10 protein-coding genes and 1 pseudogene are annotated in these 16,046 nt (G+C 56.7%); 6 read left to right on the top strand and 5 right to left on the bottom strand.

Annotated features, from left to right (window positions below):
- Positions 1-59: 59 nt before the first annotated feature.
- The 4 genes from Absy_RS08950 to Absy_RS08935 all read right to left on the bottom strand — a co-directional run bounded on the left by Absy_RS08950 (position 60) and on the right by Absy_RS08935 (position 5,317).
- Complete coding sequence (locus Absy_RS08950) at positions 60-1,262, bottom strand: histidine-type phosphatase (RefSeq protein ID WP_048854400.1); 1,203 nt, start codon at positions 1,260-1,262, stop codon at positions 60-62.
- Entirely contained in the window at positions 1,259-3,742 is a 2,484-nt protein-coding gene (locus Absy_RS08945; protein ID WP_245614788.1) for a TonB-dependent receptor domain-containing protein, read from the bottom strand. Before Absy_RS08945 ends, Absy_RS08950 begins: the two co-directional genes overlap by 4 nt.
- A 113-nt stretch (positions 3,743-3,855) precedes the next feature.
- Positions 3,856-4,791, bottom strand: a complete 936-nt coding sequence (locus Absy_RS08940; protein WP_048854399.1) for a FecR family protein — start codon at positions 4,789-4,791, stop codon at positions 3,856-3,858.
- Positions 4,742-5,317 (bottom strand): RNA polymerase sigma factor, encoded by a 576-nt coding sequence (locus Absy_RS08935; protein ID WP_048854398.1) that lies wholly within the window; start codon positions 5,315-5,317, stop codon positions 4,742-4,744. The genes Absy_RS08940 and Absy_RS08935 overlap by 50 nt, the downstream gene beginning before the upstream one ends.
- Positions 5,318-5,874: 557 nt before the next feature.
- Between Absy_RS08935 and Absy_RS08930 the strand changes: the two are divergent.
- A pseudogene (locus tag Absy_RS08930) lies at positions 5,875-6,525 on the top strand (YfdX family protein); the annotation flags it as partial.
- Between the two features lie 468 nt (positions 6,526-6,993).
- Here the strand turns inward: Absy_RS08930 and Absy_RS08925 are convergent.
- Entirely contained in the window at positions 6,994-8,412 is a 1,419-nt protein-coding gene (locus Absy_RS08925) for a helix-turn-helix domain-containing protein (protein WP_048854397.1), read from the bottom strand.
- Positions 8,413-8,542: 130 nt separating this feature from the next.
- Between Absy_RS08925 and Absy_RS08920 the strand changes: the two genes are divergently transcribed.
- The 5 genes from Absy_RS08920 (at position 8,543) to Absy_RS08900 (ending at position 15,779) form a co-directional block, all read left to right on the top strand.
- Positions 8,543-10,105, top strand: coding sequence for an MmgE/PrpD family protein (locus Absy_RS08920; RefSeq protein ID WP_048854396.1), 1,563 nt, complete (start codon positions 8,543-8,545; stop codon positions 10,103-10,105).
- Between the two features lie 35 nt (positions 10,106-10,140).
- Positions 10,141-11,310 carry a bifunctional 2-methylcitrate synthase/citrate synthase gene (gene prpC / locus Absy_RS08915; RefSeq protein WP_048854395.1) on the top strand — a complete coding sequence of 390 codons (1,170 nt, stop codon included), beginning with the start codon at positions 10,141-10,143 and terminating at the stop codon, positions 11,308-11,310.
- Entirely contained in the window at positions 11,307-12,239 is a 933-nt protein-coding gene (gene prpB / locus Absy_RS08910; RefSeq protein WP_048854394.1) for a methylisocitrate lyase, read from the top strand. Before prpC ends, prpB begins: the two co-directional genes overlap by 4 nt.
- Before the next feature lie 51 nt (positions 12,240-12,290).
- Complete coding sequence (gene acs, locus Absy_RS08905) at positions 12,291-14,273, top strand: acetate--CoA ligase (protein ID WP_052945736.1); 1,983 nt, start codon at positions 12,291-12,293, stop codon at positions 14,271-14,273.
- Between the two features lie 264 nt (positions 14,274-14,537).
- The gene (locus Absy_RS08900) at positions 14,538-15,779 is read left to right on the top strand and encodes an MFS transporter (protein ID WP_048854393.1); all 1,242 of its coding nucleotides are present in this window, start codon (positions 14,538-14,540) and stop codon (positions 15,777-15,779) included.
- The last annotated feature ends 267 nt before the right edge of the window (positions 15,780-16,046 follow it).

Genomic DNA, 16,046 nt, shown 5'->3' with positions numbered 1-16,046 from the left:
ACCAGCGGTTTGGAAAGATGCTGGCCGCACCAGGGGCAGTCTGCCCTCCAACTGGGTCTTTATTGTGTGGCTATGGGGCGTAATGCCTGTAGGGATGGGCCACTGGCAATGACCTGCATATCCACCGCGGGGTCTGGTGTTGCCAGTGTGCGCAGTGCCTCCAGCCCCTGATGGAACAGCCTTACGGTTACGTATGGCCCGCTGGGTGAACGCCAGAGTTCAAAGGCCAGAGTTGTGTTGGGCGCAGTCGGGTCTGGTTGGTCGGTAAAGGACCAGTCCAACCCGTAGAGTGTGGCCAGCACATCCAGGTTGGTATCATGCCCGGAAAGAACGAGCAGTTTTGTCTGCTCTGTGGCTGCGGGGAGTGCCGTAGCGGGTTTGCCCGCCAGCACATCCTGCACGACCGATGCCATGGTGGCCCCCTTGTGGGCGGCCAGCGTGGGCAGGCGGCGGATCAGCCAGCTTTCCTGCGTATGGAGGGGAAAAACCTGCTCAATCAGGGTTGCCGGGTTTTGCTGGCTAAAGGGTTCGGCATGTACAGGCATTCCTTGCGTGTATTCCAGAAGCAGATTTTCCGCCGCGGTGCCACCTGTTGCAAGGCCTCCTTCAAGGTGTGGTTTGTCCTTTTTCCATGCCAGTGTGGTTGTGTTGGTGCTCAGGCAATGGGGTTTGTCCGTGGTGCAGGCTGCGGGGGCCAAAACCGCCTGCAATGTGTTCATGCTCCTGCCAACAGTGGGGGGGGTGGTGCTGACCCTCTGGTTGAACTCACGCGTAATGGCATTTTGCTCCTGCACACTCAGCGGTGTGGCCGGACCTGCAAAAATGGGGTCTTCCTGTGCCGCCGCAAGCGAGAGGGACTGCTGCTTGCAGGAGGGGGCCAGATGTTCAGCCCATATGGCCCCACTCTCACGCGTGCGGTGGTCCTTGGCATCGGCCCATATGGTTAGGCTGCCCGGTGTTGGGCAACCCGAGGCAGGGAGCAGACCAGCCTGAACGTAGTGCTGGCGCACCATGCCCACCATCTGCTCCAGTGCCTGTTTGCCATGGTCCGTTAGTTCCCCCGGAGCAACAGGCCACTGTGCCCATACATGGCCAGTCTGGCTTTGCAGGGTTTGGGGTGGTTTGGTTGGGCTGCGTATGCCATGGCGGGCGACCAGCACGACCCGTTCCAGAACGGCGGCCTGCTGTGTGGCAGGGGCGGGAGGGGCCGCAAGGGCCGGTGTGCTTGCCAGCAGCGCGCATAACAGGGGAAGATGTCTCATGGAATGGTCACCGCAAGGTTGAAGAACACGCTACGTCCGGGGTTGCGCCAGTAAAGCGGGGCATCGCCATAGCTCTGGTTGCCCGCAAAGTTGCTAATAGCCCGGTTATTGAACAGATTGCCAATTTTAAGGCTGGGCGTAATTTCGCGGAAGATGCTGCCCGCATTGCGGATGCGCCAGCCCAGAGCAAGGTCGGCAGTTACGTTGCTGCCAATTTTGTACTGGTTTGCAAACTGCGTGTTGCCTGCGGCATTGGTGGTGCTGTCCAGCCCCCAGTGTTTACCCACATATTTGCCAATAAGGGAAAAATAAGCGCCCCGTTCGTTCTCGTAAAGTAGCCCAAAGGAGGCCAGCATGTTGGGGCTGGAGGCAACACGCACATCGGTGTGTTTGTATTTGGCACTGTTTACACTGTAGTTCCCGTAAACGGACAGACCATAACCGATAACATATTGTGCTTCCAGTTCCAGTCCTTTGTATATGGCGCCACCGCTGTTAACGTAGGTGGATGTGGTACCATAACCGGGAACGGAAATCTGTGCTGCGGCAATGTAGTTTGAAAAATCGATGTAATAGGCATCTGCGGCCACCATCCATTTTTTATCCCGGTAAACCGAACCGACCTGATAGTTCATGGTTGTTTCGGGCTTAACATTGCCAACATCCCCGACCTGAAAAACGGAGATGGGGGGAGCCAGAAAGCCGCGGGCAATCTGCCCATAAGCGCTCCACTGGTTCATGATACGCTGGTTTATGGCAATGGATGGCTGCCAGGATGTAAAGGTCTGTGTGGCGTTCAGGGGCTGTTTGGTGGATTTGTTCAATGCCGCATCATAATCGCGGTGGAAGTAGGAGTATTTGACGCCGGGTTTGATGGTCATACCAGGGAGGGGGTGTATGTCCAGTTCCAGATAAGGCTGGAGCGTGGTGTTCGTATCCGAAATATTGTAGCTGTAAGGGCTGCCCGTTTTGCCAGGAACGGGAATGGAACCTTTGGAAAGGTCTACCGCATAGCTTACACGTCTGTCTTTTTGCACATCGGCCCAAACACCAAGCTGCACATCCACATAGTGTGTTTTTGCAGTCAGGTTCAGGGTATCACCATAGTTGCGGAAGTGGGCATCGGCGTATTTTCCGGGAATATCCGATTTGTATGTTGCTACTTTTTTGCCTGCGGCGTTGTAAAAGGTCACGCCATTGGCGTCGAGCGAGCGTTGGCTGGAATCGGTTGATTCCGTATATTCATGCTCAAACCCTGTTGTGTAGATTGAGTTTTGCAGACTAAGCCAGTCGTTCAGGCGGGTTTTAAGGGCAACATAGCTAAAGTCGGATGTGTAGGTGCTGGGGTTGTACCCATAATAGCACTGTCTGGTCGGGTCTTTGCACAAACCGTAGTTTTTGCCGTATTTGGCATAATCCTCCAGCGTTGCCCCCTGAGTGGTGTACTGCCATTCCTTGTTGTAGGTTGTCTGGATGGTCAAACTGGTCTCATCCGCCAGCTTAATTTCATCCTTGAACAGAATGTTACTGCGTTTTTCGTAAGAGTTGGTCAGGTAGCCGTCTGTTTCTTCATGCTGCATGTCCAGAACGGCTTTGCCAAAGCGGGTTTTGCCGCTATCCAGTTCCAGCCCACCTGCACGGGTGTTAAAGCTGCCATATGTGCCATAAAGCTGGGCACCTGCTTTGCTTGGTGGGGTTTTGGAGCGGAAGCCTACCGTGCCGCCAAAGGTGGCATTGCCAATGGTGGAGGCCGTGCCGGGGCCACGGTCAATCTGTGCTTCGCCCAGAAAGTGCGAGATAAATAAAGAGGATGTTGTGTGGTGCAGGTCTGAGGCATCCCCAAATGGAATGCCATCATATGTCATGTTGTACTGCCCGTCCTGAAAACCGCGTAGGCTCATGGTTTCGGCTTTGCCCATGCCCGGACCATTTGGGTTTTGGGTCCATATGCTGGGCTGGAACTTGATAATATCGTCCACACTGGCCAGTGGAATAATGTTGTTATTGATAAAATTGCTTTGGATGCGCGATGTGGGTTCCGTAATATCGAGCGGCACCACTGCGGGCGACAGGCGCATGGCCCGGCCCAGAACGGTAATATGTTCGTCTGTATTCTGCTCTTTTTTTGCGCTGGCACTGTGTGTTCTGGCTTTGGCGGGGGTCGTGGTGGATTTGCGCACGATCAGCATGTTTTTTTGGTGCGTATCAATATCCAGACCTGTGCCCTGCAACAGGTGGGTCAGGGCGGCATCTGGCTCCATGGTGCCATAGACCGGGGTGGCGGTGGCTTTGGCGGCCAATGAGCTATCCAGTGCGACCTGCTGCCCGGACTGGCGGCTAAAGGTTACAACTGCCTGATTAAGAGGCCCGGCCGGAATGGCAAAATGAACCGGAGCCGCCAAAGCATGGGAAGCAGAAAGAACGGATACGCTGCACAGGCACAGCGCAAGAGAGGAAACACGGACAGAAAAAAATTGCACGGTAGTGGCCCTGCTTGTGACGGAACATACCGTTAAGAGTCAAAACTGCTGCATTTTCCGCTGGTTTTTTTTGTTACACAAATAAGACAGGATAAAACCCCACCCCATCCCCCTTAATACAGCATAAGTGTTTGTGGGGTTTGCGTTAGTCTGGCACCCAGAATGGTTTGTGCCGCCAAGGCAAAATCTTCCGGCTGGTTGAGGCTGAAAACACCTGTAAGCTTCCGGTTGGCAAGCGCTGGAGAGACACGGATCTGCCTTTGGTTGTAGCGGTTGAATGTGCTGGCAATGCTGGCCATGCTTTCGTCCCGCGCTTCCAGGCGGCCAATGCTCCATGCGTTCTGGGCTTCCATTTCCTCGGGTAATAAACTGCGTACTTCTGGGGGGAGGTCTCCGGTCAGGCTAATCTGTGCGCCAGCATTTAAGGTCCACCATTCATCCGAATGGTGCCTGCGCAAATGCACGGTGCCCGAAATGCTTGTGGCCGTAACCTGCGTTGGCGAGCAGGATAAAAGCAGGCGGCCCTGTGGGGCAAAAATAAGGTTGCCCGCTTTGACAATCATACCAGTGCGGCCCAGCACGCAGCAGCGCCCGGTAACAAGGCGGCTGCTCTGCAACCCCATTTTAAGTTTGGAGTAACAGTCCAGCGTAATGGTGCCAAAAGCCGTGTGCAAAGGGGCCGAAACAGCGTTGGCTGTCGCATACAGACTATTGGCCTTGCCCTGCCGTTTGGGTGTGGCAAGGAGCAGGGCAGCCGCGGCGGCTGCTGCAAAAAAGCGGCGGCGGGGCAGGGCAGGTACAGGCGTAGGGTGGGCAACGGGCGGGGCGGTTGGGCCATGCAGTGCTGCCAGCCTGCCACTTGCCTGCCAGATGGCCTTTGCACGCAGGAAGGCACCCTTGTGTCGTCTATCCTGATCCAGCCAGTGTTGCAGTGCCTGCTGTTCGCTTGCGGAAAGGGGGCCTTTGTCTAATCTGGCCGTCCATCCTGCTGCCGCCTCTTCAGGGCTGGCGCTTGCGAGAGTGGGCGAGACGCGGGCGTCTCTCCTCATCAACGGTCATCTCCCTCTCTGATTCCGAATATTCTTTGGACAGAAAAACAAGTGCGCGGGCAAGCTGTTTTTCTACAATGTTTTCAGAAATGTTTAATTGCGCGGCGCATTCCCTCTGGCTTAGGCCACGCGCTCTGCGCAGAATCAAAATATCCCGGCAACGGGCCGGTAGTTTTGCGATGGCTTTTTCCAAAAAGCGCATTTCCTGCCGGGCATGAACAACCTGCTCGGCCGAGGGCATGGCATCTGGCATGGTATCGGCCTGCATAAGGGCAAGGCTTGTAACCGGCACCACGCGCGCCCGCCGGTAATGCTGCATAACGAGATTGCGGCAGATGGACATAAAATACGCGCGCGGGTTGGTAATGCCTGCCCAGTCGGCCTCTGCTATGGTCACATAGGCTTCGTGGATAATGTCATCAGCATCAATATCCGCATAACGGCGGAGCCTTGTGCGGATGTGGTTTTCGTGCGGGAGAATATGAGTGGCCAGCCAGATGCTGCACTCGTCAGCCTTGTTGAACAATCGAACCCTCTGCCCGCCAGTGTGGTTGATTGGCAGGCATGTAGCAAACGCATGACTTATGCAGTGTGACAGTTACATGACAAAGCGTGCAGCGCTGCCACCGCCAGCACGACCCTGCGGCACAAAGCCATGATGGAGAGGGTCTTCCTGTGGCAGTTTACCTGCCTTTCACACGAACTGTACACATTATCCACAGGCTTATGCACTGGAACATCCGCAAAATCTGTGGGCGACTCTGGCGTAAAGAGGGTTTTTGCTCCGGTGCAGCGACAACAGTCTTTTAACCCGGCGGGCCCTGCCAGATGGGAGTGCAGACCCTCAGAGCCAGGTGGTTGCGCTGGATATGCAGGGGGTGTGTTTAATACATATCTGTATTGCATAATTCTCAAACTTATTGTTGCACCAGATCATTCTGCAAAGCTGGCGCGTAAAATAATAAATTTTTTAATTCCGGTTATTCTGCAAAGCACACCTTGAGAAACGTGTTTTTGCTAACCAAATATTGAGTTTGAATCCCTAAGGTCCGGTGTTCAACATTTTCAGGCAGGATAGTTTTTATGCGTTTTAAGGCATCTCTGGCGGCAGTTGCCGCTCTTATGGTCAGCGCCTCTGTGGCACAGGCTGATGGTCTTCACACAGACTGGGAAAAGTTCAAGGCTGGCCGTGCGCTGCACCACCTCTCTGTAGATGGGCAGAAGGCCATGCAGGATGTGCTGATTGCGCGCGACCTGCTGGCACAGGGCAAAACAGATGCCGCCATTCCACCTATTTATGATGCACAAAAACGGTTTGTGGCTGCGCAAAAGGATAACCGGCGTTTTTATGCGGCAGAGAACCAGTTGCAGCCTGCGCCCCAGCATCCTGTGTCCGCCACCCATAAACCTACCACTGGGGCTGTTACGTGGATTCCCGTTGGTGGCGAGTTTATTCTGACTGAAACACTGGCCCCCGATAAAAAAGCCGCAGCCCAGCAGGCTAATCAGGCGCTTAAGGCAGGGCAGAACACACAGGCCCAGCAGAATTTGCAGGTTGTAGGAGAGGATGCGGACTTTATTATTGCTCTTGCCCCGCTGGAGCAGACCAAAAGCACGCTCTACCGCGCCCGCGTGTTAACCGAGGGACGGCAGGCCGCTCAGGCCAAGGAAGCACTGGACCAGTTGCTGGATGGTATTGTGTTTGTCTCGGATGATTTTGTGGACCAGAACGCAGCGGCCCAAACATCGGGCAAGGGTAAAGCGGCGGCTCCGGCTAATGTTGCACCAGCCAGCACGGCCAAAACCCCGGCAACGGCTGCTCCATCTTCAGCAGCCAGTACGCCTGCGGCCCCTGCCAGTGCCCCGGTGGCAACACCTGCCACGGCACCAGAAAAATAAAAATGTTATAAAACAAATAATTAGATGTGACGTTCAGGGGGGCTGCAAAAAAAATGCAGCCCCCCTGTTTTTTTGCTTGCGTTTTAATGAGAATGGTTCTTATTATTAACTTGTCGCGGTGATGAAGGCGTTTCTGCTGGTGGGGCAAGGGGCATCACCGCGACAATCTGTGGTTGTCGTGACTACCGTAAAATACTATCCCCCCGAACTTACGAACTGTTTTGCATCCCCGGTCAGTTCGTAAGATCTCTTTCTACTCCTCCCCCTTGCCCCACCAGCCCAAACCCGCCCTGTGCGGGTTTTTTATTGTTCGGGCAGTGCCCGGTAAGGCACAACACCGCGCGCGTTGCTCCCCGTATCCAGCACCCGGCCAGAAACAGGGAGCGAGCGGTGCCCGCATTGCTCGCGGCCACAGGCCCGGCACCCCGGCCCAATAGGGACAACCAGCGTGTGGTCATTCAGGTTAAGCCCTGCAGCGTAAACGGTTTTTGTGGCATCGGCTATGGTGCAGCCCAGCACCATGGCAATCTGGCGCGGTCGGTCTGCGTAGCTCAGTCCTTCCCGCCCGACCGTACGGGCAACATTCAGGTAAATGGAATCATCCGTAGTCTGGGAAAGCTGGACCTGAATCTGCCCCGGCGTTGCAAAAGCCCGGAACACGTTCCACAACGGGCATGGTCCACCAAAACGGGCCTGAGAAAAACGGTTTGCTGAAAAACTTTTGAGAATATTACCGGCAATATCAAGTTTAAGAAAATAAAAAGGAATACCTTCCGCACCAAAGCGCTGCATGGTGCTTAATCTGTGGCAGACCTGTTCAAAGCTGACACCAAAGTGGCGGCGCAGTTCATCCACGTCGTACCGTAAGGTCTGGGCTTTATGCAGGAACCTTACGTAGGGCAGAATAAGCGCACCTGCAAAATAATTGCCAAGGTACACGCGTGCCAGTTCCAGCGCATTGCGGTCTTTTGGACCCTCGCGGCGCAGAATATCGGCCATAAGGCGGCTATGTTCAAGCTGGCCAATAATCTGGGCCAGAAAAAACAGCGTGCTCTCGTGCGGTTGGTTGTGCGGGAGCTGGATCTGGCGTTTACGCCGGTCTATGCGCCAGACCAGCCCTCGGTCCAGCAGGTCTGTTGTGTGGGTTATGCCCAGACCATGCTGGTCTTGCAGATGGTGGATCAGGCTTGTGCCCAGATCGCCCGGTGCGGGCAGGAGGCGTTCGTAAAAATTCTCTGCTGCACAATCAAGTTCATGGAAATAGTTGTTGTGTTCCTGCACCCAGTTCCCCACAGCTTCGTAGGGTTCCAGTGGAGGTGTGCTGGCTGAGGGCGCATGTTCGCGCCGTTCCTGCTCAAACGCGTAAGCACGGTAGAGGGTTAAAAAGGCTTCGCAGAGTTCAGGGCTCTGGCGCGCGGCTTCAGCCATTTTTGCCAAAGGCAGGGGGGCGTTTTTAAAAACAGGGTCGGCCATTGTCTCGCGCAGGGCCTGCACGGCATGGGCCTCGCGCGTATCGGCAAACCATGCGGGGCTGAGGGCAAAGCGCTCACACAGGTTTTGCAGCAGGTGGTCGGGCAGGGGGCGGTGGTTGCGTTCCAGCTGGTTAAGGTAGCTGAGCGATATGCCAATACATTCTGCCAGCGTGGCCTGCGTCATACTTTCGCGCTGGCGGAGCTGGCGGAGTCTGTTGCCAGCAAACAGCTTGGTTCTTGTTCTGGGCATACACACCGACCTTCACAGACTTTGCAACAGGTGCGAATTCCTTCGCTTCTTTCTACTCTTATTCCTCTGCTGCTTTACGCAATAGTCTGCAACTGTTTCCCCAGATCACAAGATTGCAAGGGTTGAAGCAATGCAGAATCATGATGTGCGCGTGCACCCCGAGAGCGAGCGCCTGAACCGTGCGGACCAGCTGGCATGGAAAATTGCACAGGTCGCGGCTGACCCGGTTGCCGTGGAACCCGCCGTGGCGGACATGATCATCAACCGCATGATCGACAATGCCGCTGTTGCCATGGCTTCCGTCAACCGCCATTCGGTCATGAGCGCACGGACCGAGGCACTGGCGCACCGCAGGCCGGGTGGTGCCACGGTGTTTGGCATGGGGGCAGATGTGCGGGTCCATGCAGAATGGGCGGCATGGGCCAATGGCACGGCCGTGCGGGAGCTTGATTTTCATGATACGTTTCTGGCAGCAGAATACTCGCATCCGGGGGACAATATTCCCGGTATTCTGGCGGTAGCACAGCAGTGCAACCGCAGTGGCGCAGACCTGATCCGGGGGATTGCCACGGGGTACGAAATCCAGATTGATCTGGCCCGGGCAATCTGCCTGCATAAGCATAAGATTGACCATGTTGCCCACCTTGGCCCGTCTGTTGCGGCTGGCATTGGCACGCTTTTGCGCCTGCCGCCTTCGGTCATTTACCAGGCCATTGGGCAGGCGTTGCATGTGACCACCGCCACCCGCCAGAGCCGCAAGGGCGAAATTTCATCATGGAAGGCATATGCCCCTGCCCATGCTGGAAAAATGGCCGTGGAATCGGTCGATCGTGCGATGTTGGGAGAAACATCCCCAACTCCCATCTATGAGGGAGAGGACGGGGTCATTGCATGGATGCTGGATGGCAAAAATGCGCTCTATACTGTGCCATTACCCACCATGGGCGAGCCAAAACGGGCCATTCTGTCCTCCTTTACCAAGGAACACTCGGCCGAATACCAGAGTCAGGCGCTGATCGACCTTGCTTTTCGCATGGGTAAAAAAATCAGCAACTGGGATGATGTGGATGATGTGCTGATCGAAACCAGCCACCATACCCATTATGTTATTGGCACAGGCTCCAACGACCCGCAGAAGTTTGACCCACAGGCCACGCGGGAAACACTGGACCATTCCATTATGTATATTGTGGCAGTGGCCCTGCAGGATGGGTGCTGGCACCATGTGCGCTCCTACGAACCAGAGCGCGCACGCAGGCCCGATACGGTCCGGTTGTGGAAAAAAATCCATACGATTGAAAAACCGGAGTGGACAGAACGCTACCATCAAACCGACCCGGACAAAAAAGCCTTTGGGGGGCGCATTATCATCCGCATGAAAAACGGCACGGTGCTGGAGGATAAACTGGCGGTTGCCAACGCCCATACGCTGGGTGCCACCCCGTGGCAGAGGGCGGACTATATTCAAAAATTCCGCACCTTGTCCGAAGGGATTGTGGACCCGGCGGAAGTTGAGCGTTTTCTGGCAGTTGTGCAACGCCTGCCAGAGCTTAAAGCCGGGGAACTGCACCAGCTGGAGCTGTATATTCCACCCAAGGACATGCAGCTTAATCAGGTGGAGGGCATTTTCAATTTTGGCCAGTCTGGTGTGGGTGCCAAAAACACCCAGCAGACTGTGGCCCTGACGTCCTGACAGACAGAACAGATCCAGGCAGGGGAGCAAGGACCATGCACACCGAACTGCACCGCACAAAACCAAAAAAATCTGTCGCCCTGTCCGGCACCGTGGCGGGTAATACCGCGCTCAGCACCGTAGGCCATAGCGGCAACGACCTGCACTACCGTGGGTACGATATAAAAGACCTTGCCCGTGCCTGCACGTTTGAGGAGGTCGCCTACCTGCTTATCCACGGTTATCTGCCCAATACGGCGGAGCTGGAAGGGTATAAACGCCACCTGTACAGCCTGCGCGACCTGCCCGATATTGTGCGGGCGGCACTGGAGCGTCTGCCAGCTTCCACCCACCCCATGGATGTGCTGCGCACGGCGGTGTCTGTTCTGGGCTGTGCCCTGCCCGAACGGAGCGATTGCCCCACAGCAGGCGCGCGCGAGATTGCGGACCGGCTTGTTGCCTCCACCGGTTCCATGCTGCTCTACTGGTATCATTATTCCAACCACGGGCGACGGATAGACACCCGTACGGATGATGAAACTGTTGGTGGGCATTTTTTGCATCTGCTGCATGGGCACACGCCGCCATCAGACTGGGTGCAGGCCATGCACACATCGCTCATTCTGTATGCCGAGCATGAGTTTAATGCCTCCACCTTTGCCTCCCGCGTGGTGGCCGGTACAGGGTCGGATATGTATTCCGCCGTGACCGCAGCTATTGGTGCGCTGCGTGGCCCCAAGCATGGTGGCGCAAACGAGGTGGCGCTGGATATCCAGCAGCGCTACCGCACAGCGGACGAAGCCGAGGCAGACATCCGCCGCAGGCTGGAGGCGCGGGAGGTGATTATTGGCTTTGGCCATCCGGTGTACACACTGGCTGACCCCCGGAATGGTATTATCAAGGAAACCGCAAGGGAACTTTCCCGCCGGAATGGCACCATGCGGCTCTACACCGTGGCCGAACGGATTGAGCGGGTTATGGCGGAACAGAAAAAGATGTTCCCCAACCTCGACTGGTTCAGTGCGGTTTCCTACAACGCCATGGGTATTCCCACGGCCATGTTCACCCCTGTTTTTGTTATGTCCCGCGTTACGGGCTGGTGCGCACATATTATGGAACAGCGGCAGGATGGAAAAATTATCCGTCCTTCCGCCAACTATACGGGGCCGGATGTTCGCCCACTACCCCCTCTGCGTGAGCGCGATGGACTGGAGTATGCAGCATGACCTATCTGGTAGGAAAAGACCTGCCCGCAGTTCCCGCGGGACAGCGTTTTAGAGAGATGATGCACAGGCGCGGCATTATGCAAATTCCTGGTGCGCATAACGGGCAGGCGGCCCTACAGGCCAGAGATTGCGGGTTTGGTGCGCTGTATCTTTCTGGCGCAGCCATGACCGCCAGTATGGGGCTGCCAGACCTTGGTATTATTACCATAGACGAGGTGTGTTTTTTCATCCGTCAGGTCGTGCGGGCTTCTGGCCTGCCCGTGCTGGTGGATGGAGATACCGGCTATGGTGAAACCCTGAATGTCATGAACATGGTGCGTGCATTTGAGGAGGCCGGGGCCGCAGCCGTGCACATAGAAGACCAGATCCTGCCCAAAAAATGCGGGCATCTGAATGATAAAAAGCTCGTTTCTGCACAGGAAATGGCCCAAAAAGTAGCCGCCGCAGCCCGTGCGCGGCGCAACATGGTGGTTATTGCCCGTACAGATGCCGCAGGTTCGGAAGGGTTGGATGGTGCAGTGGCCCGCGCCCGCCTGTATTACGAGGCCGGAGCCGATGCAATTTTTCCAGAAGCCCTGATCTCGGAAGAGATGTTCAGGGAGTTTGCGCGCCGCCTGCCCGATGTGCCATTGCTGGCAAACATGACCGAGTTTGGCCGCTCGCCCTATTTTACGGCGTCCGAGTTTGAGGCCATGGGCTACAGTATGGTCATATGGCCGGTCAGTTCGCTCCGTGCAGCCAATAAGGCACAGGCGGATCTGTATGCCACCATTGCCCGCACGGGTGGCACACAGAACATGCTGGACCGGATGCAAACCCGTGAAGAGCTGTACAAAACACTCCGGTATTATGATTATGAAACGCTCGATGCAGGCATTGTGGCCACGGTTCTCCCGCACATTGGCCAGCCCGACCGCACTGCCGCCTGAAACCGCAGACCTTTGTCCCGAACACAACAAAAAAACAGGGGATACAAGACCATGACGGACCAAACGGTTATTCCTGCCCGTAACTACCCGCACTACCCGGCGATTATGACGCCGGAGCAGTTGCAGGCCATGCGTGAGTACGCCCGACGAGACCCGGACGGATTCTGGCTGCAACAGGCTGCCCGCATTCACTGGTGTTCCAGACCGAGCATTGGTTTTTCTGGTAGTTTTGAAAAAGATGTGTCCATAAGCTGGTTTGCGGATGGTACACTCAACGCCTCTGTCTGCTGCATAGACCGGCATTTGACCGACAGGGGCGATCAGGTGGCCCTGATCAGCCAGCGTGAGGCACAGGGACGGTCGGAAAGTCTGACATACAAGGACCTGCACGAGCGCGTTTGCCGCCTTGCCAATGCCCTGACGCACCTGGGGGTGGAAAAAGGGCACAGGGTTGCCATTTGCCTGCCCATGGTGTCGGAGGCGGTTGTGTCCATGCTGGCATGTGCGCGTATTGGTGCCGTGCATGTGGTGCTGTTTGGTGGTTTTTCGGCCGAAGGTATTGCCGAACGGCTGGTGGATAGCGGCGCAGTTGCCGTTATTACCGCTAACATGGCATGGCGTGGCAACAAGCCGGTGCCTTACAAGCAGAGCATGGACGAGGCCCTGCGCATAGCCGGGGGCAATAGTGGTGTGCATTCCGTTCTGGTCGTGCGTACATCGGAAGAGGCTGTTCCCATGCTACCGGGAAGAGACTATGATTTTCACGATTTTGTAGATAATTTCGAGGTGGATTTTGTCCCCGTTGTCATGCGGGCGGAAGAACCCCTGTTTATGCTCTACACATCGGGTAGCACGGGCAAGCCCAAGGCCGTTGTTCATGCAACGGGTGGTTATATGGTGTGGGCTGCGTACACCATGGGCATGGTTTACACCCATCAGCCGGGTGATGTGCTGTGGTGCACGGCCGATGTGGCATGGATTACGGGGCATACTTCGGTCGTTTATGGGCCATTGGCCAATGGCGGCACCACCATGATCTCGGATAGTCTGCCAACTTACCCCCAGCCCGGCCGGTGGTTTGAGCTGATAGATGCCAATAAGGTGACCATGCTCTTTACCGCGCCCACCGCCGTACGTGCCATGATGGCGGAAGGCGATGCGGTGGTGAACAGGCATAAGCTCGACTCCCTGCGCCTGCTTGGGGTTGCGGGGGAGCCAATAAGCCCGGATGCGTGGCTGTGGTACCATGATGTGGTGGGCAAAAAGCGTTGTCCGGTGGTGGATACATGGTGGCAGACCGAGACCGCGGGCATTGTGCTTGGCCCCATACCCGGTGTGCAGTCGCTCAAACCAGGCTCTGCCACCATGCCTCTGCCAGGCGTGGAAATGGTGATTACCGATCCGCAGGGTAAGGTGGAGCAGGGTGCGGCGGAAGGAGCACTGTGCATTGCCCGCTCGTGGCCCGGTCAGGCGCGCACCATATGGGGGGACCATGCCCGTTTTTGCCAGACCTACTTTGCCATGGTCCCCGGCCTGTATTTTACAGGCGATGGCGCCAAACGGGATGAGGATGGTTATTACTGGATAACCGGCCGTATGGATGACGTTATTAACATTGCCGGGCATCGCCTTGGCACGGCTGAGGTGGAGGATGCACTGGGCGAAGACCACAGAATTGTGGAATGCGCAGCAGTGGGTGTGGACCACCCGGTCAAGGGGCAGGCGCTGGTGGTGTTTGCCATTTTGCGCAAGGATGCCGCCACTGGGCTGGACGAGGCCGGCATAAGCAGGCTGGTGGTCAAGCTGATCGGGCGGTACGCAGCACCGGAGGCTGTGTATCTGGTACCGGATCTGCCACGCACCCGGTCAGGTAAAATTGTGCGCCGCCTGTTGCGCAAGATTGCCAGCGGCGATACGAATGAACTGGGTGATCTGTCTGCCCTGAGCGATCAGTCCATTGTGCCCATGCTGCGGGAGCGTGTGTGGGGGCAGATGGCCTTTGGGCAGGCAGAAGCAGTGCAGGCCAGAGCATGATGCTTATGGGCTGAGCACACAAGGAATCTTGCTTAGCGCGGCAAGACCGGGGGGTCGAGGCGGCAACGCCCCGGCCCTTCTGCATTTGTGGTCTATGGGCTGTGGCGGGTGCGCTGTGCCACCGTGCGGCCTGTGTGTTGGCTACAGTTTTATGGCGTTATGAAAAATCTGTTTAAAATACTGGCGTATTCGTGATCATTCCTGCGTGGCGGAAACAGGTGCTGACATGCCACAAGGTGGGAACCGGCAAGCAGGAGTACCCCCATGGTCGCCAGTGCCCTTTCCACCATTGACCGCACAACAGCTCGGCATGTTGTTGCCGCCTCCTTTTTGGGATGGATGCTTGATGCGTGCGATTTTTTTATTGTCCTGTTTACGCTGGATAACGTGGCTCACAGTTTTTCCACCTCGCTGGAGACCGTGCTGCTGGCGCCAACGCTTACCCTGATTACCCGCCCCTTAGGGGCATTTTTGTGCGGGCGGGCGGCAGACCAGTATGGCCGCAAACCCGTGCTGATCGGCACCATTACCATTTACTCGCTGATTGAGGTGCTCTCGGCCTTTGCACCAAACCTGACGCTCTTTCTGGTCTTGCGTGCCCTGTTTGGCATTGCTCTGGGTGGGGAATGGGGGGTTGGCACATCCCTGATCATGGAGAGCGTGCCGCCAACGTGGCGTGGCACGGCATCGGGTATTTTACAGGCGGGTTATCCTGCGGGGTATCTGCTGGCGTCGCTTATGTTTTTGCTGTTGCCTGTTCTGGGCTGGCGGGGGCTGTTTGTGCTGGGGGGAGGGGCCATTGTGTCCGCCCTTTACATCTGGCTACGTGTGCCAGAAAGCCCGGACTGGCTGGCCCGGAAGGCCCAGGGGGCAGGGGCCGTGCGCCAGCCCGGTATGCTGGAGGTCGCCCGGCAGAATATGGCGCTGTGCGTGTTTGCTGTGGTGCTGATGGCAGCCTTTAACTTTATGAGCCACGGGTCGCAGGACCTGTACCCCAAGGTGTTTTTGGCACTTGAGCGGCATGTGCCCCCGCCCTCCATTACCACGCTTGCTGTGCTGTATAATCTGGCGGCCATTGCTGGTGGGGTTGTATTTGGTGTGCTGTCCCAGCGGATTGGCCGCCAGTATTCCATTGCGGTGGCGGCTGCCCTGACCCTGCCACTCCTGCCGTTGTGGACCCTGCCGCATTCCGTGTTCTGGCTGGGGGTGGGGGCCATGTGCATCCAGTTCTGCATTCAGGGGGCGTGGGGCGTTGTGCCAGCCTATCTGAGCGAACTTTCCCCCGCTTCCGTGCGGGCCACATTTCCGGGGTTGGCCTACCAGTGTGGGAATCTGATCGCGGCCAGCAACGCCCTGCTGCAAACCCGGCTGGCGGGGTGGATAGGGGGTGGTCTGGCCCCTGCCCTTATGCTGACCGTGGGGCTGGCAGCACTGGTTGTGCTGGTGCTCACCTTGCTTAATGCGCGCCTGCACCCGCAAAGCACATTGGGTGGAGAGACCCCATAACTCAGGGACGAAGTGCCCCTGTGTGGCCACGAATGGATGGTTTCCCCTCTGCCCTGCGGAGTAGGGGCACAAAATCTCCTTCCCGCAAAAGCTGGGCCTGATTGTGTTGGGAGCGGGGTCTATTACCCACGCCCAATGTGTTCCCCTTAGGTATAGTCTGGCAAAAATTCGCCGCAGGCAGGCATCCATTATTGCCACAACCACGGCACATTGGCGTGCCACACACCTGAATAACAGCCAGTCTGGCGTTACCCGCGCAGGGAGCGC

This window comes from Acetobacter syzygii, assembly GCF_000964225.1.
GTDB classification, from domain to species: domain Bacteria; phylum Pseudomonadota; class Alphaproteobacteria; order Acetobacterales; family Acetobacteraceae; genus Acetobacter; species Acetobacter syzygii.
Note: the sequence above shows the minus strand (reverse complement) of the source record. Positions and strands in the feature narration are given on the sequence as shown.

Excerpts from the sequence above, each read along its gene's own strand:
- prpB (WP_048854394.1), top strand. The coding sequence starts at position 11,307 with ATGACCTATCTGGTAGGAAAAGACCTGCCCGCAGTTCCCGCGGGACAG.
- prpC (WP_048854395.1), top strand. The coding sequence starts at position 10,141 with ATGCACACCGAACTGCACCGCACAAAACCAAAAAAATCTGTCGCCCTG.
- Absy_RS08940 (WP_048854399.1), bottom strand. The coding sequence starts at position 4,791 with ATGAGGAGAGACGCCCGCGTCTCGCCCACTCTCGCAAGCGCCAGCCCT.
- acs (WP_052945736.1), top strand. The coding sequence starts at position 12,291 with ATGACGGACCAAACGGTTATTCCTGCCCGTAACTACCCGCACTACCCG.
- Absy_RS08950 (WP_048854400.1), bottom strand. The coding sequence starts at position 1,262 with ATGAGACATCTTCCCCTGTTATGCGCGCTGCTGGCAAGCACACCGGCC.
- Absy_RS08900 (WP_048854393.1), top strand. The coding sequence starts at position 14,538 with ATGGTCGCCAGTGCCCTTTCCACCATTGACCGCACAACAGCTCGGCAT.
- Absy_RS08925 (WP_048854397.1), bottom strand. The coding sequence starts at position 8,412 with ATGCCCAGAACAAGAACCAAGCTGTTTGCTGGCAACAGACTCCGCCAG.
- Absy_RS08920 (WP_048854396.1), top strand. The coding sequence starts at position 8,543 with ATGCAGAATCATGATGTGCGCGTGCACCCCGAGAGCGAGCGCCTGAAC.